The organism is Ruegeria sp. CJ3, from assembly GCF_056536725.1.
In genome coordinates, this window is sequence record NZ_JBQFQE010000002.1 from 225,194 (window position 1) to 244,512 (window position 19,319).

General features: G+C 63.2%; 18 protein-coding genes. 5 read left to right on the top strand and 13 right to left on the bottom strand.

What is annotated here, in order from left to right:
• Positions 1–11: 11 nt before the first annotated feature.
• The 5 genes from ACR0J1_RS04235 to ACR0J1_RS04255 all read left to right on the top strand — a co-directional run bounded on the left by ACR0J1_RS04235 (position 12) and on the right by ACR0J1_RS04255 (position 6,222).
• Positions 12–1,271 (top strand): hypothetical protein, encoded by a 1,260-nt coding sequence (locus ACR0J1_RS04235; RefSeq protein WP_480730796.1) that lies wholly within the window; start codon positions 12–14, stop codon positions 1,269–1,271.
• A 75-nt stretch (positions 1,272–1,346) separates the two neighbouring features.
• Positions 1,347–2,858: an Asp-tRNA(Asn)/Glu-tRNA(Gln) amidotransferase subunit GatB gene (gatB, locus tag ACR0J1_RS04240; RefSeq protein ID WP_480730798.1), complete on the top strand. Its 1,512-nt coding sequence runs from the start codon at positions 1,347–1,349 to the stop codon at positions 2,856–2,858.
• A gap of 140 nt (positions 2,859–2,998) precedes the next feature.
• Entirely contained in the window at positions 2,999–4,237 is a 1,239-nt protein-coding gene (gene pepT, locus ACR0J1_RS04245; protein ID WP_480730800.1) for a peptidase T, read from the top strand.
• 86 nt (positions 4,238–4,323) lie between these two features.
• On the top strand, positions 4,324–4,755 hold the full coding sequence (locus ACR0J1_RS04250; protein ID WP_480730802.1) for a DUF4177 domain-containing protein: 432 nt from the start codon (positions 4,324–4,326) through the stop codon (positions 4,753–4,755).
• Between the two features lie 96 nt (positions 4,756–4,851).
• On the top strand, positions 4,852–6,222 hold the full coding sequence (locus tag ACR0J1_RS04255) for a DUF3179 domain-containing protein (protein WP_480730804.1): 1,371 nt from the start codon (positions 4,852–4,854) through the stop codon (positions 6,220–6,222).
• Here the strand turns inward: ACR0J1_RS04255 and ACR0J1_RS04260 are convergent, their stop codons facing one another.
• The 13 genes from ACR0J1_RS04260 to ACR0J1_RS04320 all read right to left on the bottom strand — a co-directional run bounded on the left by ACR0J1_RS04260 (position 6,223) and on the right by ACR0J1_RS04320 (position 19,317).
• A complete protein-coding gene (locus tag ACR0J1_RS04260) occupies positions 6,223–7,908 on the bottom strand; it encodes a chloride channel protein (RefSeq protein WP_480730806.1) in 1,686 nt (561 codons plus the stop codon).
• A 112-nt stretch (positions 7,909–8,020) separates the two neighbouring features.
• Positions 8,021–9,670: a DNA repair protein RecN gene (gene recN, locus ACR0J1_RS04265; RefSeq protein ID WP_480730808.1), complete on the bottom strand. Its 1,650-nt coding sequence runs from the start codon at positions 9,668–9,670 to the stop codon at positions 8,021–8,023.
• Positions 9,671–9,706: 36 nt separating this feature from the next.
• Positions 9,707–10,567 carry an outer membrane protein assembly factor BamD gene (locus tag ACR0J1_RS04270; protein ID WP_480730810.1) on the bottom strand — a complete coding sequence of 287 codons (861 nt, stop codon included), beginning with the start codon at positions 10,565–10,567 and terminating at the stop codon, positions 9,707–9,709.
• Between the two features lie 141 nt (positions 10,568–10,708).
• Positions 10,709–11,629 carry a UDP-3-O-acyl-N-acetylglucosamine deacetylase gene (gene lpxC, locus ACR0J1_RS04275; protein WP_480730812.1) on the bottom strand — a complete coding sequence of 307 codons (921 nt, stop codon included), beginning with the start codon at positions 11,627–11,629 and terminating at the stop codon, positions 10,709–10,711.
• A 214-nt stretch (positions 11,630–11,843) separates the two neighbouring features.
• Positions 11,844–13,445: a cell division protein FtsZ gene (ftsZ, locus tag ACR0J1_RS04280; RefSeq protein ID WP_480730814.1), complete on the bottom strand. Its 1,602-nt coding sequence runs from the start codon at positions 13,443–13,445 to the stop codon at positions 11,844–11,846.
• A 352-nt stretch (positions 13,446–13,797) separates the two neighbouring features.
• Complete coding sequence (locus ACR0J1_RS04285; RefSeq protein ID WP_480734492.1) at positions 13,798–14,199, bottom strand: hypothetical protein; 402 nt, start codon at positions 14,197–14,199, stop codon at positions 13,798–13,800.
• A 4-nt stretch (positions 14,200–14,203) separates the two neighbouring features.
• Complete coding sequence (gene ftsA, locus ACR0J1_RS04290; protein WP_480731307.1) at positions 14,204–15,538, bottom strand: cell division protein FtsA; 1,335 nt, start codon at positions 15,536–15,538, stop codon at positions 14,204–14,206.
• Between the two features lie 8 nt (positions 15,539–15,546).
• Positions 15,547–16,551, bottom strand: a complete 1,005-nt coding sequence (locus ACR0J1_RS04295; RefSeq protein WP_480730818.1) for a cell division protein FtsQ/DivIB — start codon at positions 16,549–16,551, stop codon at positions 15,547–15,549.
• Entirely contained in the window at positions 16,539–17,456 is a 918-nt protein-coding gene (locus ACR0J1_RS04300) for a D-alanine--D-alanine ligase (protein WP_480730820.1), read from the bottom strand. Before ACR0J1_RS04300 ends, ACR0J1_RS04295 begins: the two co-directional genes overlap by 13 nt.
• A 112-nt stretch (positions 17,457–17,568) precedes the next feature.
• Positions 17,569–18,492, bottom strand: a complete 924-nt coding sequence (gene murB / locus ACR0J1_RS04305) for a UDP-N-acetylmuramate dehydrogenase (RefSeq protein ID WP_480730822.1) — start codon at positions 18,490–18,492, stop codon at positions 17,569–17,571.
• Positions 18,489–18,782, bottom strand: coding sequence for a hypothetical protein (locus ACR0J1_RS04310; protein WP_480730824.1), 294 nt, complete (start codon positions 18,780–18,782; stop codon positions 18,489–18,491). Before ACR0J1_RS04310 ends, murB begins: the two co-directional genes overlap by 4 nt.
• A gap of 23 nt (positions 18,783–18,805) precedes the next feature.
• A complete protein-coding gene (locus ACR0J1_RS04315) occupies positions 18,806–19,072 on the bottom strand; it encodes a DUF2484 family protein (RefSeq protein ID WP_480531270.1) in 267 nt (88 codons plus the stop codon).
• Positions 19,069–19,317: a DUF2484 family protein gene (locus ACR0J1_RS04320; RefSeq protein WP_480730826.1), complete on the bottom strand. Its 249-nt coding sequence runs from the start codon at positions 19,315–19,317 to the stop codon at positions 19,069–19,071. Before ACR0J1_RS04320 ends, ACR0J1_RS04315 begins: the two co-directional genes overlap by 4 nt.
• Positions 19,318–19,319: the final 2 nt, after the last annotated feature.

Genomic DNA, 19,319 nt, shown 5'->3' on the forward strand with positions numbered 1-19,319 from the left:
CGAGTTTCGCCATGTTTCGGTCTATCAGGGCAGTTTCTGCCCGTCTTTTCGGTTCTTCTGATCCCACCCCAACGCCTCTGCCTGCGTCGGTCGCCGATGCCACGGCATGGCTTGTTGCCTCGGGTCAGCTGAACATTCCCATCGCTGAAACGGATGCTGATGATGCGATCGCGCATCAGGTGATCGAGCGCGGCCGCTATCTGGCGCGGCAGGATATGTGGGCCGAGTTGTCGCGCGAAATGCGCGCCGCGGACGCGGCCCGCAAGACCACGCCCTGCGGGCAGCCCATCACCGATCTGCTGGCCTTTGGCGCCCGCTCGGATGTGGTGCTGGCGGCGGAACATGCGCTGTCCGACGGTAAGGAACTATCGGATTATGATCTGCTGGGCGGAATCTCCGAGCTGGAAGGCGAGGTTCAGAACCATCCCGACGATCCGATGATCGCGCTGGTGGTGGCGCTGGCGCATATCGATCTAGCCTGGGCCTGGCGCGGCACGGCGCAATCGGATGCGCTGCCGGCGCTGCATCAGTCCCGGTGTGCGGCGCATTTCGACCGCGCCGCCGCGCTGCTGCCGGTGAGCCGCGCAGCCATGCCCGACAGCCCCGCCGTTGCCGCGGCGGATTGTGCGCTGCTGGCCGGTCACATCGACCCGCGCACACGCGTCGCTGACAAGTATGAGGCGCTGATCACACTGGACCCGCGGAACCACCGCCACATGCGCGCCATGGGGACTCACCTGCTGCCGCGCTGGTTCGGCAGCTATGAACAGCTTGAGGTTCAGGCCCTGCGCAACGCCGCGCGGACCCAGAAGACGTGGGGCGCAGGCGGTTATACCTGGGCGCAGTTCGACGCCATCGCACTGGATGATGAGGCCTGCGCGCGGGTGGATGTCGAGTATTTTATTGAAGGATTACAGGATATTGTAGCGCGCCGCCCGGATCAACAAACGATCAACCTGTTGGCGGCCTATTGCTCGGTCACCCTGCAGAAGGGCATGGGCCGGAGCCCCAAAGCAGACGTCGCCCGCAAGCAGATCTGCGCCGCCGCAGACTGGTTGATCCGCGATCACCTGACCGAGTTGCACCCGCTGATCTGGGCCCATGCAGCGAACGGGTTCAACAACAGCCTGCGTGTCAATTCGGCTGAACGCTTTGCCGCCCGGGGCCGCCGCGATGCGCTGCGGGCCATTGCCAACCTGCTGCGGGACGAGCTGCGCAGCGGTCAAAGCGCGACGTTCACGCCGTCTGGGCTGCAGTTCTCGGGGAATTAGGGTCGGAACCCCTTGCTCCTTTGGCGCGCCGGGCCTAATACGCAGGCTTAGACTTCTGCGGATATGAGGCGCGCCATGCTCGACCTGACATACGAAATGCCCAAACCCAAAACCATTGCCGGGGCCAAGCACGATTGGGAACTGGTGATCGGGATGGAGGTGCATGCTCAGGTCTCATCCAATGCCAAGCTGTTCTCGGGCGCGTCGACGCAATTCGGGGCGGAGCCGAACTCGAACGTGGCCTTTGTTGATGCCGCGATGCCCGGAATGCTGCCGGTGATCAACGAGTACTGCGTGGAACAGGCGGTGCGTACCGGGCTGGGCCTGAAGGCGGATATCAACCTGAAATCGGCCTTTGACCGTAAGAATTATTTTTACCCCGACCTGCCGCAGGGATACCAGATTTCTCAGCTTTATCAGCCTATTGTGGGCGAAGGCGAGGTTCTGGTCGAGATGGGCGACGGCACCGCGCGCATGGTCCGCATTGAACGCATCCACATGGAGCAGGACGCAGGCAAATCGATCCACGACATGGACCCGCATATGTCCTTCGTCGACCTGAACCGGACCGGTGTCTGTCTGATGGAGATCGTCAGCCGCCCCGATATCCGTGGGCCGGAAGAGGCTGCCGCCTATATCGTCAAGCTGCGTCAGATCATGCGGTATTTGGGCACCTGCGACGGCAACATGCAGAACGGCAACCTGCGGGCGGACGTGAACGTCTCGATTTGTTTGCCGGGTGCGTATGAGAAGTATCAGGAAACACAGGACTTTTCGCATCTGGGCACGCGGTGCGAGATTAAAAACATGAACTCGATGCGGTTCATCCAGCAGGCGATTGAGGTCGAAGCCCGTCGCCAGATCGCCATCGTGGAAGCTGGGGGCGAGGTAGAACAGGAAACCCGTCTGTATGACCCGGACAAGGGTGAGACGCGCTCGATGCGGTCCAAGGAAGAAGCGCATGATTACCGCTATTTCCCCGACCCCGACCTGCTGCCGCTGGAGATCGAACAGGCATGGGTGGACGACATCGCCGCCAAGCTGCCGGAGCTGCCAGACGACAAAAAATCACGATTTATCAGCGAGTTCGGCCTGACCGACTATGACGCATCCGTGCTGACCGCCGAGGTGGAATCGGCGGCGTATTTCGAGGATGTCGCCAAGGGGCGCAGCGGCAAGCTGGCCGCGAACTGGGTCATCAACGAGCTGTTTGGGCGGTTGAAAAAGGACGACAAAGGTATCACTGACTCGCCGGTTTCTCCGGCGCAGCTGGGTGGGATTATTGACCTGATCGCGTCGGATGCGATCTCGGGCAAGATTGCCAAGGACCTGTTTGAAATCGTCTATACCGAAGGCGGTGATCCGGCGCAGATCGTCGAGGATCGCGGCATGAAACAGGTCACCGATACCGGCGCGATCGAGGCCGCTTTGGATGAGATCATCGCCGCCAATCCGGCGCAGGTCGAGAAGGCCAAGGTGAACCCGAAACTGGCCGGTTGGTTCGTCGGTCAGGTGATGAAGGCGACCGGCGGCAAGGCCAATCCGAAGGCGGTTAACGAATTGGTCAGCAAAAAGCTGGGCTCGTAAATCTTCCGATTTGTACATCCCCGAAGACCGGGTTTGTTCATTTTGTACATAATGAAAGCTTAACGTCCGGGGGCGGGTCAGCGGCTTGACTCGTCGCCCGAATGCGCTTTTTCATCCCGCAAGGCAGAGAGGGGATACCGATGCAAAATCGTTTTGATCAGGAACTGGAAACCCGGCTGATGCGCTATGCCGCCATCGACAGCCAAAGCGATGAGACCTCGCCCTCGACCCCCAGCACCGAGATTCAGTTCGACATGCTGAACCTGCTGCAGCAGGAGCTGACCGAGATCGGCGCGCAGGATGTAAAGATGACCGGCGACACTGTGGTGATGGCGACGATCCCCGGCACGGCTGAGGGGCCGACCATCGGGTTTCTGGCGCATGTGGACACGGCGCCTCAGTTCAATGCGACCGGGGTCAAGCCGCGGGTGATCAAAGGGTATAATGGTGGAGAGATCACGTTCCCCGATGATCCCGAACTGGTGCTGTCGCCCGAGGAACACCCCTATCTGGCTGAGAAGATCGGGCATGATCTGATCACGGCCTCGGGGACGACCCTGTTGGGCGCGGATGACAAGGCGGGCGTGTCGATCCTGATGACGCTGGCACGGCATCTGCTTGAGAACAAGGATGTCCCCCACGGCCCGATTCGCATCGCCTTTACGCCGGATGAAGAGATCGGGCGCGGTGTTACCGAACAGCTGCCGAAGGATATGAATGCGGATTTCGCCTATACGCTGGACGGGCAGGAATTGGGTGAGATCGAATATGAAAGCTTCTCGGCCGATCGGGCGGTGATCAAAATCACCGGCGTGTCGATCCATCCGGGGCTGGCCAAGGACAAGATGGTGAATGCCGCGCATCTGGCGGCGAAGATCGTGCAGACGCTGCCGCAGGCGACGATGACGCCCGAGGTGACGGATGAACGTCAGGGGTTCATCCATGTGACGGATATGAATGGCGGCTCGTCCGAGATGGAGATCAAGCTGATCCTGCGCGACTTCGAGATGGAAGGGTTGGAAGCGCAGCGCGATATCGTGCGTCAGGTCTGCGCCGCTGTGCAGGCCACCGAACCACGCGCGCAGATCGACTGCGAGATTTCGCACCAGTATCGCAACATGCGCTATTGGCTGGAAAAGGACATGACGCCGGTTGATCTGGCGCGTGATGCCTGCCGTGATCTGGGGATCGAGCCGGTTTCCGTGCCGATCCGCGGCGGCACCGACGGCTCGCGCCTGACCGAGTTTGGCACGCCGACGCCCAACATCTTCACCGGGATGCAGTGCATTCACGGGCCGTTGGAGTGGATTTCGGTGCAGGATATGGCCGTGGCGACCGAGCTGTGCTTGTCGCTGGTTGGCAAGGCCGCGCGCGGCTGAGGCCGAATCCCGCCGAGGCACGATCATGGCTTTCGTTTGCTTGCCAAAATGTTAACGTGCCCGGACACAGCAATCAGGACCTGTTGATGCAGCGCTACGAATACAAAGTTGTCCCCGCTCCGCAAAAGGGCACCAAGGCGAAAGGCGTGAAGACGCCTGAGGGCCGGTTTGCCACTTCGATCGAGCAGTTGCTGAACCAGTTGGGGCAAGAGGGCTGGGAGTATCAGCGCGCCGAACTGCTGCCTAGCGAGGAACGCTCAGGCCTGACCGGATCGACGACGAACTGGCGCAATGTGCTGGTGTTTCGCAGGGCGGTGGCCGAGGACGCCCCGCAGGTCGAGCCGGTGGCAGAGGACGACACCCCGACCCCGCGCCCGGTGCCCGGCCCCGATGAGGTGCTGACCACCCCGCCTGCGGCCCCTGCCCCGATCTCGGAAGCGCCGCAGGACCCGCCGCTGACGCTGAAAGCGTCGGACGAGGTTGAAGGCGAGGCGGACGAGGTCAAAGACAAGGCCTGACCCCGGAACATGATGTTTCACCCCGCTCACGCGGGTGTTTCGTGTATGTGAGCGCGATTGCGGGCAGATTGGGTTTGGACCCAATCGGAGGATGCCATGTCGATCACGCGTCGCAGTTTTACCGCTTTGCTGGGGGCCGGTGCCGCCTTGCCCACCGCGCTTTGGGCGCAGGAGGACCCGGTTTATCAGGCCGTGCGGTCAACGCTTTATGCCGGCGGGGCGGATTTCAAGGCCGGGATGGCCTTTCTTCAGCAGCGCGGTAACCCCGATGTGGTGCCTGCCCTTTTGACCGCGATGCGATATGGCCGGCGGCGCGAGGGTGCGATCGCCGAGGTGATGGACGCGCTGACCGGTCAGAACCTGGGCGCTGATTGGTTCGAGTGGATGCTGTGGCAAGAGAAGAACCCTCAGATCGTGCCGCACCCGTCGCTGGCACCGTTCAAGCGCGAAGTGCTGCTGGGGATTGATGAGAATTTCGACCTGTTCCTGCGCCCCGAATACCTGCAGCGCGACAAGATGAAAATCCGGCTGGAGGAAATCACCTGGGGCGGCGTGGTCAAGGATGGCATCCCGTCGTTGGACAATCCCAAGCTGATCCCGGCGGCGCGGGCGGATTATCTGAAGGATGACGATCTGGTCTTTGGTGTTTCGATCAACGGCGATGTGCGCGCCTATCCGCTGCGGATCATGGGCTGGCACGAGATGTTCAACGAGGTGATCGGCGGTGTGCCGGTGGCGCTGGCCTACTGTACGCTGTGCGGATCCGGGATTTTGTTCGAAACGCAGGTTGAGGCGCGGCGGAAGCCGTTTGTCTTTGGCTCGTCCGGGTTCCTCTATCGGTCGAACAAGCTGATGTTTGATCGCGAGACGCATTCGCTGTGGAACCAGTATACCGGCAAGCCGGTGGTTGGTCCGCTGGTGGACAGCGGCATCGAATTGAAGCAGCGCCCGGTGGTGATCACGCGGTGGGACAACTGGAAAGCCTCGCACCCGGATACGCAGGTGCTGTCGCTGAAGACGGGGCATCGGCGGAACTATGGCTCGGGCGTGGTGTATCAGGAGTATTTCGCCTCGCCCGAGTTGATGTTCCCGGCGCTGGTGGATCAGCGCCAGCATCGGCAGAAGGATTACGTGTTTGCCGTGCGCCAGTTCGGCGCGGCGCGGGCCTGGCCGTTGCAGGCTTTCAAGGGCAAGCCGGTGATCAATGATGCCATCGGCGGGCGGGCCCTGATGCTGATGGGTGATCCCGACAAGCGCAGCGTGCGGGCCTATGAGCGTGGGTCGCATCAGTTCCGCGCCACCAGCGATGGTGGCTTGCTGGATGAGGCGGGCAATAAGTGGAGCGTCACCGAAGAGGCTCTGGTCGCGCCGGATGGTACGGAATTGCCGCGCGTCGCGGGGCATATTTCCTACTGGTTTGCGTGGGACAATTATCTGGGCGATGCGGCCAGCGTGTATGGCGGCTGATTAGGAGTGTTCCTCGGCCGCGGTAGCGGCCAGCGCACGGTTATAGGCCTTGAGCGCATCGATGTGATAAAGTGCGCCGACCGGGTTCTCGCAGCCGTCCTTGTCGATGACCACCACGGGGATGCAGGGGATATCATCGCGGTCGAAATAGGGCATCGCTGCTTCGAGCGTGGCGTTGGCCCTGACGCAAAGGCCCTGATCGATCAGCGCCAGCGCCTGATCCTTGGTGATGGACCGCGCATCGCCCAAGGGGCGCATCACCGCACCTGCCCGCAGCATCGCCAGCAGATAGGCCTGCGGCCCGGCGGCCAGATGCACGTTGCGGCGCTCAAGCTGGGTCAGGAAGAAGGACCGGTCCACAAGGCGCGAGGCCAGCGCGGTGGACATCGAGACCGAGACCATAACGGCGAGGCCGATCTGCCAGTCTCCGGTCAGTTCGAAGACGATCAGCGTGGTGGAGATCGGCGCGCCCAGCACCGCCGCCGCCACCGCACCCATCCCGGCAAAGGCATAGAGCGTGTGGGTGCCCGACACGTCCGGCAGCAACCCGGTGGCAATCAGGCCAAAGGCCAGCCCGGTCAGCGCCCCGATCATCAGTGAGGGTGAGAACACCCCACCGCCCATGCGCCCGCCCATGGTGATGGCCACGGCGACGGTTTTCATGACCGCAAACAGGATGGCGGTGGTCAGGACAAGGTCGCCGGTCAGGGCGCGAATGGTGGTCTCGTAGCCGACGCCGATGATGTGGGGGAACCAGACGGCCAGCAGGCCCAGCATGGCCCCCGAAACTCCGGGGCGCAGCCAGCGCGGCAGGGACAGCCGGTTTTGGATATGGGTGCCGATATCCTCGGCAAAGAAGATCGAGCGCATCAGCACCAGCGCCACCAGTCCGCAGATCAGGCCGAGGATCAGGAAGGCGGGCAGTTCCACGTAGAATTGCAGCGAGCCGGGGGTGTCCAGCGTGAATTCGGTGACATCTCCGTAAGCCAGCCGGTTGATCACAGTGCCCGCGACCGAGGCGATCACGATGGGCGCAAAGGCGTGCACGGCAAAGTGGCGCAGCACGACCTCGAGCGCGAACAGCGCGCCTGCGATGGGGGCGTTGAAGCTGGCCGAGACGGCGGCGGCCACGGCGCAGCCCAGCAGGTCGCGCCCGGTGATACCATCGGCATGGATACGGTCGCTGACCCATGTGGAGATCACCCCGGCCATGTGCACGACCGGCCCTTCGCGGCCCGTCGACCCACCAGAACTGAGGGTGATGAGCGAGGCGAAGAAGGAGGCGATACCGGCCTTTTTCTCGACCCGGCCATCGGTGATCGCCGCGCCCTCGATCACATCCGCGACCGAGCGCACCCGGCCGTCATCGGTGAACCTGTGCAGGATGATGCCGACCAGCAGCCCTCCGACAACGGGGGTGAGGAAGATCCACAGCCAGTGCAGGCTTTCGGCATGGCTGTGCAGGTGCAAGATGTCTTGGGTGTTATACAGATAGGTCTGCAGCGCCGAGATTGCCATGCGGAACCCCAGCGCCATGAAACCGGCGGCGATGCCGATGACCAGCGCGATGAACCAGAACTGAACCTGGCTGGGCCCCCGGTGCCGCATCACCCGCCAGCCGTCCCGCAGCGCCGAGAGGGCCTGGTTCAGCTGATTGCGCAGCACGGTGCGGGTGGACTGGGTCATTGGCCCTCGTGAGGATCGCGGGGATGGTCGCTTAACCTTTACTAAGCCACGTTGGGGCCTGAGAAAAGTCGGTTCACGGGGGATTGTTTGCAGGCGTTGCGCGTTGGGCGCGTCAGGCGTCCAGCAGGGCGCGGGCGGCGGCGCGGGCCTCGTCGGTGATGGTGTCGCCAGCGACCATGCGGGCGATTTCGTCGACGCGGTCGGGATCGGCCAGCGGGATGACGGTGGACAGGGTCTGATCGCCCGTCACCTGTTTCTGCACCCGCCAGTGATGCGCGGCGCGGGCGGCGACCTGTGGGGAATGTGTGACCACCAGCACCTGCCCGCCGTGGGCCAGCGACGCCAGACGGCGGCCCACCGCGTCTGCCGTAGCACCACCGACGCCGCGGTCGATTTCGTCAAAGATCATGGTGCGGGCACTGTCCTCGCCGGTCAGGCAGACTTTGAGCGCCAGAAGAAAGCGGCTGAGTTCACCGCCCGAGGCGATCTTGTTCAGCGGGCCAGAGGGCGCGCCGGGGTTGGTGGCGACGGTGAAGGCCACGGCGTCGGTGCCTTCGGGGCCGGGATCAGCGGGGGTGATTTCGGTTCGGAACACGGCGCGTTCCATTTTCAGGGGCGCGAGTTCGGCCATGACCGCTTGGTCCAGCGCGCTGGCCGCTGTCTGACGCGCGGTGCTGAGGGCGCTAGCCGCTTTGTCATAGGCGGTCTGCGCCGCGTCCACGGCAGCGTGTTTGTCGCTGAGGTCAGCGTCGCCTGCATCCAGCCGGTTCAGGCGGTCGCGCAGGGTGTCGGCAAACGCGCCCAGATCGTCAGGGGCGACGTCGTGTTTGCGAGCCAGCGCGCGGATGGCGAACAGGCGTTCCTCGGCCTGTTCCAGTTCCGAGGGATTGAAATCGAGCGCTTGCAGGCAGGTGTTGACGCCGTCCTGCGCCTCGCCCAGTTCGATCAATGCGCGGCCCAGTGCAGCAATCGGTTCCTCAAGCTGACCGCCTGCATTGTCCGAGACGCCTTCGAGCCAGCGCACGGCATCGGCCATCGCGCCTTCGGCCCCGTCGCCGCCCAGCAGGGCAAAGGCGCGGGCCACGTCGTCGCGGATGCGTTCGGCCCCTTGCATCATGCGGCGGCGGGCGTCGAGATCGGCATCCTCGCCCGGTTGCGGGTCAAGCTGGTCAAGTTCACCCACGGAATGGCGCAAGAATTCTTCCTCGGCGCGCATGGTGGCCAGCGTGGCTTCGGTCTCAGCCAGTGCCTTGCGGGCGTGGGACATCTGGGTCCATGCGGCGCGGACAGCGGCAAGGCGGTCCCCGGCCCCGGCGTAAGCGTCCAGCATGGCGCGGTGGCCGCGCGGGTTCAGCAGGCCGCGATCATCGTGCTGGCCGTGCAATTCGATCAGGGTTTCTGACAGCGCACGCAGCACCTCGCCCGAGCAACGGCGGTCATTGATCCATGCCGTTTTGCGGCCCTCGGCGGTGTTGATGCGGCGCAGGATCAGCTCGTCGCCGCCCGGCAGCCCGGCCTCGGCCAGCACAGCATGGGCGGGGTGGTCTTCGGGCAGTTCGAACTCGGCCACGACCTCGCCCTGCGCAGCACCTTGGCGGACCAGTTCGGCGCGTCCGCGCCAGCCCAGAACGAAGCCCAGCGAATCCAGCAGGATCGACTTGCCCGCGCCGGTCTCTCCGGTCAGCGCGTTCAGGCCCGGCTGGAAGGTCAATTCCAGCCGGTCGATGATCAGCATGTCGCGGATATCAAGGGCGCGCAGCATCGGGTCTTTAGCGTCCCTCGGCCTTAGCCATGGCGGTTACAACCACTCACCCTTGATGGTCTGGCGATAGATCGTGGACAGCCAGTTGTTGCCACGGCTCTTGAGGTCCAGCCCGCGCGAGGTCAGCAGCGTGTAGCCCGCGTCGTACCATTCGGAGGACTGGTAGTTGTAACCCAGAATCGCACCGGCAGATTGTGCCTCATCCACCAGACCCAGCGCCAGATAGGCCTCGATCAGACGATAGAGCGCCTCAGCCGTGTGCGAGGTGGTCTGGAAATCCTCAACCACGACGCGGAAGCGGTTGATGGCGGCGGTGAAGTGATCCTGACGCAGGTAGAAACGCCCGATCTCCATTTCCTTGCCGGCCAGATGGTCAAACGCCAGATCGAATTTCAGCACTGACGAGGTGGCGTATTCGCTGTCGGGATAGACTTCGATCACCGTGCGCAGGGATTGCAGCGCCTGAAAGGTCAGGCCCTGATCGCGGCCCACTTCGTCGATCTGGTCATAATAGCTGAGTGCCAGCAGATACTGGGCATAAGCCGCATCTTCATCGGTGGGGTAGAAATCAATATAGCGCTGCGCGGCGGCGCGGCTTTCGGCATAGTTCTTGTCGGAATGGAACGAAAACGCCTGCATGATCAGCGCGCGCTTGGCCCAGTCGGAATAGGGGTAAAGACGCTCGACCTCGGAAAAATACCACGCCGCATCGTCCGAGCGATTCTGTGACAGCTCGTATTCACCGCGGGTGTAGATCTGTTCGGGTGTGAACCCTTCCAGGTTCTGATTACGGTCCGCGCCGCGCTTGCCGAACAGCCCACCGTCGCCGCACGCGGTCAAAACTGCTGCCAGAAGAAGCGCGCCTGCGATTCTGACTGCCGCCCTGATGCCAACCATTCCGCCCATCCTTGTCGTCTTTCTTAGCGGGATTTGTCCCTGATCGGACCTTGGTCTAGCACATAAAATTCCGGTGCAAAACGCCTTATGCGCCTCGGTCACGCAAATCTGGAAGAGTTGATCAGCCGCGCCACAGCCCCGTCAGGCGACCTGCGGGATCTCGCTGCGGACAAGGCCCTGACCGGGCAGGCGCGCGGCCTGTTCCGGGGTGCACAGGATCGGACGCACCGCGCCGGGTGTCTCGAACAGCTTGCGCAGCAGGGTGTTGGTCATGGAATGGCCGGACTTTTCACCGGTGAAGCGCCCCAGAATCGGACCGCCTGCCAGATAGAGATCGCCCAGAGCGTCCAGCATCTTGTGGCGCACGGCCTCATCCGCGTGGCGGAAACCACCCGGGGTCAGCACTTCGTCACCCTGCACGACCACGGCATTGTCCAGTGTGCCACCCAGCGCCAGCCCGTTTTCGCGCATCGCCTCGACATCGATGCGGCGGCAGAAGGTGCGGCTGTCACAAAGCTCGCGTGCGAACGCGCCGTTGCACATATCCAGAACCTTGGTCTGGCTGCCGATGGCGTCATCTTCGAAGTCGATGTGGAACTCGATCTCGAGCTTATCTGCAGGCGCAATCGTTGCGCTTGCGCCTTCGCGGGACACCGTGACGGGTTTCAGAACCTCATAGGCCAGAACCGGGCTGGCCTGACGGCGCACGCCCTTGGCCATGATGCCGCGCACGAAGTCAACGGACGAGCCATCCATGATCGGAACCTCAGGGCCGTCGATCTCGATCAGCGCGTTATGGATGCCGCAGCCCGCAAGGGCGGCCATGATATGTTCGATGGTCGAGACCGACACGCCTGCGTCATTGACCAGACGAGTACACAGCGGCGTGCGTTCGACCACGTCATAGATCGCGGGGATCAGTGCATTGCCTAGCTCGATATCGGTGCGCTTGAACCAGATCCCGTGACCGGCAGCCGCCGGTTTCAGGACCATCGTCGCAGGCTTGCCGCTGTGCAGCCCGGTGCCCTTGAACGTGACCGATGATTTGAGCGTATGTTGCAAATTGAACCTCAGCGAGTGGTGTCCAGCCTTGAGTGGGCTGTGTTGGCCATTCAACTAAGCAACTGCGGCATAAGGCTCAACTCACTCTTTGCAACCGATTGAAACATGAATGTGACAGATCGGCAAAACCCTGCTTAGCCACCGTCAACAGCTTGATATTCAAAAAGAAAGGGCCGCCAGAAGGCGACCCTTTGCGACGATTTTGTTACCGCGATCAGTTGGCCTGACGGCGCAGGAAGGCGGGAATTTCGATGCGGTCCTGATCCGGATCGCCTTCGTCCTGTGCAGGTGCCGTAGCGTCAGTTGCGCGCATCGCGGGCTGCTGGCGCACCGGCTGGGCCGGGGTATCGGCGGCGTGACCGGTCATCCGGTCGATCAGCCGGTTGAAGCCGAACCGGGGACGATCCTCGGCGGCGTGCTGCGGTTGAGGGGCCGGTTCGCGGGGCGCCTCGGGGGTCGGGCGCAGGCGGCTGGCGGGCACCTTCTGTACCGCGGCCTGCAGCCGCTGCATCGCCTCGGGCGACGGTGTGCCGGGGGTCGGGGCACGCGGGGCAGCATAAGCGTCGGCCGGTTCTTCGGCTTCGGGCTGGGGTTCGAACTGCGCGACCTGCGGCTGATAGGCAGGCGGCGGCAGGCCGTCATCCTCTTGCGCGGCGGGCTCTTCGTGCCAGCCCTCGTTCAGCTCGACATCCTCGATCGATTCAAACAGCGTGGGGGCGATGTTTGAGTCTTCCGCGGCGGGGGTCTCATCCGCGGCGACCTGTTCGGGGGCGGGTTCTTCCGCAGTAACCGTGCGGGTCAGCGGGGCCGACATCGAGCGGCGGGCAACCGGCACATCCTCGGACTTTTCGCTGGCGTCGATACCTGTGGCGACGACCGAGACGCGCATGCCGCCTTCCATCGCCGTATCCAGGGTCGAGCCGACGATGATGTTGGCCTCGGGGTCCACTTCCTCGCGGATACGGTTGGCGGCCTCGTCCAGTTCGAACAGGGTCAGGTCGTCGGATCCCGTGATGTTGATCAACACGCCCTTGGCACCCTTGAGGCTGATTTCGTCCAGCAGCGGGTTGGCGATGGCCTTCTCGGCGGCCTGAATGGCGCGGTCTTCGCCAGTCGCTTCGCCTGTGCCCATCATCGCCTTGCCCATCTCGTCCATCACGGCGCGAACGTCAGCAAAGTCGAGGTTGATCAGGCCCGGACGCACCATCAGGTCAGTCACGCCCTTGACGCCCTGATAGAGGACATCGTCCGCCATCGAGAACGCCTCGGTAAAGGTGGTCTTTTCGTTGGCCAGACGGAACAGGTTCTGGTTGGGGATGATGATCAGCGTGTCCACGACCTGCTGCAGCGATTCAACGCCATCCTCGGCCTGACGCATCCGCTTGGCGCCTTCGAACTGGAAGGGTTTGGTGACAACGCCAACGGTCAGCACGCCCAATTCACGCGCGGCCTGCGCGATGATCGGAGCCGCCCCGGTGCCGGTGCCGCCACCCATACCGGCGGTGATAAAGCACATATGCGCGCCCGCCAGGTGATCGACGATCTGTTCGATGCTTTCTTCGGCAGCCGCAGCACCCACGGTGGGCCGTGCACCTGCACCCAGCCCTTCGGTGACCTTGACGCCCAGCTGCACCCGCGCCGACGAGCGGCTTTGCTGCAGCGCCTGAGCGTCGGTGTTGGCGACGACAAATTCCACGCCATCCAGCTGTTTCTCAATCATGTTGTCGACAGCGTTGCCGCCTGCCCCACCAACGCCAAATACCGTAATCCGAGGCTTAAGTTCGTCGTGCCCGGGCATCGAAAGATTCAATGTCATGCTCTGTCCGCCTGTTTTATATGTTGCCGCAAAATGCGGTTTTTTCTGACCTATCCACAGATGATTTTACTGTGTCATTTCGGAAACGTCACCAGAAAAATCGCAAGAATCCACAAAATATGGAGGAAATAAGGCATCAGACAGCCGCATTTCGCTGTGACCGCCAGATGTTGCGGCAAGAGCTTCATGTTGCACTACACACCGAGAGACCCCACCCGCCCGAACCGGGGGTGCGAAAACCGGCTGATCACTTGTTCTGGTCGCGGAAAACTGCTCAATGTCCTGCCGCTGGGCCTCTGCCGGGCCTTGTGGATATCTTGCGGGATTCCGGCGCGCGCTGCAACCGGTTTCTTTAGCCAACCGGGGTACTTGGGCAGTTCAGGCCGTCCTTGGTGATGCTGCGGACCTCTTGCGTTTCGCTGCCGACGAATCTGGCCAGCCGCACCATCAGGCGGTCGTTGTGCAGGAAGGGCCACCAGCAGACCGGCAGGCCATTTGGGGCATCGTCGTAGAGAAAGCAGATCTGACCGTTGGGCGTGGAGATCTGACCATAGACGCAGCCGCGCCCTTCCATCCGCCAGACGGAAAGAGTCGGGCTGAGGAATTCCTCGGTCCCGACCAGCATACCGCTGCGGATTTCGTGGAAGGTGATGGTTTTGCCGACCACCGCGTCCAGAAACGCGTCCGGAGAGATCAGGGTTTGGGCGGTGGCCGCCACAGGCCAGAGCGTTGCGCCAAGCACTGCCCGGCGCAAGGCTTTACCAATTATCACGGAACCAGCGCACGGCGCGTTTGAACGGGCGCGCGGCGTAGGTGTCGACGGGGATTTCGAAATCCCACCATTCGTCCTGCGGATGCGCGGCGAACAGGCTGAGGCCAACAGCCGACGAGAACCCCGGCCCCGTCGCTGATTGCGGCAGGCCGTGCACGCGCAGCGGGCGGCCAAGGCGGACGCGTTGGCCGAGGATACGGCTGGCCAGCCCGTCGAGGCCCATGATCTGGCTGCCGCCGCCGGTCAGCACGATCTGCTGGCTGGGCAGGTGGTCGAACCCGGCAGCGTCAAGGCGGGTGCGGACCTCTTCGAGGATTTCCTCGACGCGGGGGCGCATGATTCCGATCAGCTCAGCGCGGCTGACCGTGCGGCGGTCGTGTTCCCAATCACCGGTGTCGCCGCCGATATCGATCATGTCGCGGTCGTCGGCCCCAGTGGCGTGGACGCCGCCGTTGAAGGTCTTGATGCGTTCGGCCACTGCAGCGGGCACGCCGAGGCCCATAGAAATATCGCTGGTGACGTGATCGCCGCCCATGCGCACGCAATCGGCATAGATCATGTGCTTCTTCATGAAGATCGACACGCTGGTGGTGCCGCCGCCCATGTCGATACAGGCCGCGCCCAGTTCCTGCTCATCCTCGACCAGCGCGGAAACACCTGAGACGTAGGCCGAGTTCGCAATCCCCGCCAGTTCCAAATCGCAGCGTTTGATACAGCGAACGATGTTCTGGATCGCCACCGCATCGACGGTGAGCATGTGCATGTCAACGGCGAGGCTTTGACCCAACTGACCGCGCGGATCAATCAGGCCCGAGCGGTTGTCCAGCGCGAAATTCACCGGCTGGGCGTGCAGCACTTCGCGCCCTTCGCCGTAATCCGGTACATCGCAGGCGTTCAGGACACGGCCGACCTCGGCCTCGGTGACCAGTTGGCCCTCCAGATCGACCTGCGCATCCAGACCATAAGAGCGCGGGTTCGCGCCCGAGAAGCTGGCAATCACATGGTCGACACGGATATCGGCCATCTTCTGTGCCGCCTGCAATGCGGTGCGGATGGCGCGTTCGGTTTCCTGCATCGCGGTGACTTCGCCGAACTGCACGCCGCGCGACCGGGTGGTGGCCGCGCCAATCACGCGGAAACCGGTCTGCCCTGCCATCGAGCCGATCGAGTTATCCTCGGACAGCCGCCCTGTGCCGTCGAACCGCAGCACGAGGCAGGCGATTTTGGAACTGCCCACGTCCAGAATGGCGACAACGCCGCGTTGCATGGCCTGCCGGCGCATCTGCCGCATGGCCCGTTGGGATTGATAAAGATCGGTCATCATGGTCGTTACTGCCCGCTACTCACATCTACTTTTGTGTTCCACCAGTCTTCGCTGGCTGTTTTGTTCATTCGAATGGTTGGCCGCTGTCCGAGGCGCATATCCACCGCCACCACATCGCGTTCCAGAAGGTCCTGCACCTCATTCACCGCCAGCACGCGTTCCAAGGCGCGCGCGGGGCGGTCGGTGGGCAGCATGATGCGCTGGTTCCGATCCAGCACCAGATCCCAGCGGCGTTCGCCCACACGCACCAGACCGCGGACGCGGTCGCCCAGACTGCGCGCGGTGGTCAGGATCTGCAGCGCTTCGGGAACGTGTTTGTCTGCGCCCTTGCCTGCGATCAGCGGCAGGGTGGCGTGATCGGCGCGCGCGGCGATACGGTCCACATGGGCCCCGGTTTCGTCCAGCAACTCGATCCCGTCGCGGGTGCGCCAGACGATGACCGGCTGGCGTTCGACCACATCGACCTGCAGAATGCCGCCGGGGCGAATGCGCACGGTGGCCGATTTCACCGGGTCCAGCCCGGTGATGGTGTCGCGGATTTGCTCGACATCCAGATCCCAGGAACTGAGCGGGAAATCGAGCGGCACGACCTCGCGGATATCTTCCGACAGCGCGGTCCCTGCCCCGTCGATGGCCATCAGGTTGACCATGAATTCGGGGCGTTCCTGAATCGAGGTTTTGATGTCGGCGATATAGGTACTAACGGCCTCGCGCCGGTCTTCCGAGGCGAAATAGCCACCCACCGCAGCGACCACGGCCAGCACCGGCAGGCCGATCTTCAGCCCGCGCCGGATGCCGGGGGTAAGCATCCAGCGCTGAAACCGGTAGCTGAGGCGCGACGGCGCGGGGTCCGACGCCTGCGCGCGGCCAAACAGCCGCGCACCGCGCAGGCGCAGTTTGGGTTCGGGTTTGGGGTCAGGCCGAGGGGCCGCGGCGAAATCCGCATCCGGCCCGGCAAGGGCTTTGGTCCGGTGGATCACCGGCGCGCGGGTGGCGGTCAGCGGTCGCATGAGGCGTCCTCCACCATCCAGGCGCAAAGCTGGCCGAAACTCATGCCGATATGCTCGGCCTGTTCGGGCACCAGCGAGGTCGGGGTCATGCCCGGCTGCGTGTTGGTTTCCAGCAGGAACAGGCCATCCGCGCCCATGCTGTCATCCCAGCGGTAATCGGTGCGGGTCACGCCGCGACAGCCCAGAGCGTTATGGGCCTTCACCGCATACTCCATGCAGCGGTCAAAGATGTCCTGCGGGATGTCGGCGGGCAGCACGTGCCACGAGCCGCCCGGTTTGTATTTGGCGTCGTAATCGTACCAGCCGCCATCGGTCATGATCTCGGTCACGGTCAGGGGGCGGTCGCCCATGACGGTCACGGTCAGTTCACGGCCTGCGACGTATTTCTCGACCATGATGTGTTCGGGCATGTCGTCGGACAGCTTCGGGGGGCCATTTGCGCCTTCGTGGACGATATAGATGCCGACGCTGGAGCCTTCGTTGTTGGGCTTGGCGACGTAAGGAGGTTCCATCACGTGGACCTCGACCACCTCGACCTTGGGCACGATCACGCTGGGCACGATGGGCAGGCCCTCGGTCTGGTAGATTTCCTTGCTGCGCTGCTTGTCCATGGCCAAAGCCGAGGACAGCACGCCGGAATGCGTGTAGGGAATGCGCATCCACTCCAACAGACCCTGCACACAGCCATCCTCGCCCCAGCGGCCATGCAGGGCGTTGAAAACCACATCCGGCTTGATGTCCAATAGGCGCGCATAGAGGTCGGGACCTGCGTCCAGCTCGACCACTTCAAAGCCTTCTCCCACAAGGGCGGCTGCGCATTCGCGCCCGCTGCTGAGTGACACCTCGCGTTCCGCCGAGGGGCCGCCCATCAATACCGCCACTTTGGGGTTTGTCCTGCTCGACATACCCAATGTGCGCCTCAATGTCCCCGGACCTTATGTGGTGGTCCGTACTGCGTTTATGCCTTTGATCCGTCGCCGTTAATTGCCTGATTATGGTCTGACGGTTGGGGCTTTATTATTCCAGCGGATCACCGACCCGCATGATTTCCCACTCTAGCGTGATGCCGCTTGTTTCGTAAACCTTTTTTCGCACCTCTTCGCCCAGACCTTCGAGGTCTGCGGCGGTGGCGTCACCGGTATTGATCAGGAAATTCGAATGCTTGGGGCTCATCTGCGCGCCGCCTTTGGTGGCGCCGCGCATTCCAGCGTCGTCGATCACCTTCCACGCCTTGAGGTCATACACATCGTCGGCCTTGCCGGTCGAGGAAAACCCGGCGGGGTTGCGGAAGGTCGATCCGGCGCTGCGGTCCTTGGTGGGTTGGGTTTCGTCGCGTTTCTTAAGTTGCGCTTCCATGCGGGCGTGGAGCTCGGCGGGATCGCCTTTGGGGCCTTGGAACGTGGCCGAGATCAGCACCGCGCCGTCGGGCAGGTCGGACTGGCGATAGCGGAAGTTGAGGTCTTGGGGTGAGAGGTCTTTGACTTCTCCGGCCCGCGTGACGATGGTGGCCTTTTGCAGAACGTCTGCGGTGTAGCTGCCGTAGCAGCCCGCGTTCATCCGCACCGCGCCGCCGATGGAGCCGGGGATGGTGCGCAGGAAGGTCAGGTCAACGCCTGCATCCGCCGCCTTGCGCGCCACATGCGCGTCCAGCGCCGCCGCGCCTGTGGTGACGGTGGTGCCGTCGACCGAGATCGTGTTGAACCCGCGCCCCAGACGGATCACCACGGCGCGCAGGCCACCGTCACGAACGATCAGGTTCGATCCGACGCCCATGGGGAAGACCGGCACATCTGCCGGCAGATCGCGCAGAAACGCCTGCAGATCTTCGGTGTCAGCGGGTTGGAACAGGTGATCCGCAGGCCCTCCGACACGCAGCCATGTGAGGTCGTTGAGCGGGCGCGCCTTGGTCAAGCGGCCCCGGACGGTAGGCAGGGTGTTCATTCGCCGGCCCGTGCGGCCAGGCTGCGCCCGCCGACGCCGCCCATGATGGCGGCAAAGAGGAAGGGCAGAACCGCGCCGGTCAGCCAGACGAAGGGGCCGAAGGCCTGTTCTTCCTCGCCGGTTCCGACACCGGCCAGCATCACGATCAGCACCAATGCGACGGCCGAGGCCAGCCCGATCAGCCACAGCAGCCCCCTCAGCCCGATCCAGCGTCCGGCGACAAAGCCCGCAAGCGCCCCGAAAACGAGCGAGATCAAGGGCAGATAGGCAAATGTGGCGATGTCGACCATGGGGGGCCTCCTGAGACTGGCCGTTACTTTCTGGCCGCCTTCATGCCCTGCATTTTCGCCTTTGTCCAACGGGTCAGGTAAATCACTGGCCAGCGCAGCACGGACATGCCCATCGCCAGCACCAGCAGCCCGATCCATGGACCGTTCTGATAGGTCACATAGCCCAGAATGGGGATGCCCACGGCGATCAGGATATAGGCCCGGGTCCAGTGGTTATCCTTGCTGGGGATCATCGCCAGTACATTGGCCGCCAGCCCCCAGAGACCGGCCAGAGCAATCGACCAGTTCATTCCGGCACCTCTTTTCCCGCCCACTTGCGCCAGTAATAGCGGATCGGGTTACGAAACATCGAGGCGAACCCGGCGAAGGCCAGCAACCCGGCAAACCAGCCATAGTCATAGCCCAGAAACACGATCAGCGCGGGCGCACTGACGAACAGCACGATCCCCGGCGGGAATTGTAGGCGCATCGGCAGCATCGCCACGATGGTCGAGGCCAGCACCCAAAGGCAGGCCAGTATGAGCGACACCGACACGG